Source organism: Rhizobacter sp. P2_H2 (assembly GCF_056403375.1).
The window spans coordinates 1-795 of the sequence record NZ_JBFUFP010001637.1; the positions used below are offsets into that span (position 1 = coordinate 1).

1 protein-coding gene is annotated in these 795 nt (G+C 75.7%); it reads right to left on the reverse strand.

Translation table 11 applies throughout. From position 1 onward, the window contains the following. Positions 1-795: ComEC/Rec2 family competence protein (locus AC1D15_RS35265; RefSeq protein ID WP_477829744.1), on the reverse strand; the 795-nt coding region annotated here is incomplete at both ends.

Sequence of the window (795 nt, forward strand, 5' to 3'; positions counted from 1 at the left end):
GGCCGGCCCGCAGGCTGCGCCACGCGGCGCCGAGCCGGCTCGCGGGCGCGGCCGGCGCCGCGATGGCCTGCACCGGCTCGGACGCCATCAGCAGCCCGACAGCCATGAACGACAGCCAGAAGCCCGGCTGCAGCAGCGCCCAGGGATCGCAGGCGCTGACGACCACGGCGGCGGCCAGCAGCACCAGCGGCCACGGCCAGCGGCGCGCACCGGCCTGCAGCAGCGTGACGACCGCGAGCATCCACACGGTGCGCTGCGCCGGCACGCCCCAGCCGGCGAACAGCGCATAGCCCATCGCCGCCGCGAGGCCGATCCAGCGCGCAGCCAGCGGCGCCGGCAGCCACAGCATCGCGCGCGCCGAGCGCCGCCACAGCGCGCCGGCCAGCCGTGCGGCGAGCCACGCGAACATCGTGATGTGCAGGCCGCTGATGCTGACGAGGTGGGCGATGCCGGTGGTGCGGAACAGCTGCCAGTCGGCGCGCGCTATCGCGGACTGGTCGCCGACCGCCAGCGCGGCCAGCACGCCGGCCGCCTGCGGATCGCCGACCTGCGCATACAGCCGGTCGCGCACGCGCTGGCGCAGGCGCTCGATCGGGTGAGCGGCGGCGGGGTCGAGCAGCTCGGCGTGGCCGTCGAGCACGTAGCCGGTGGCGCGCACGCCTTGCTCGAACAGCATCAGCTCGATGTCGAAGCCGCCCGGGTTGACGCTGCCGTGCGGCTGGCGCAGGCGGGTGGTGAAGCGCCAGGCCTGGCCGGCGCGCAGCTGCGATTGTTCGGCGTTCAGCGGGCCATCAT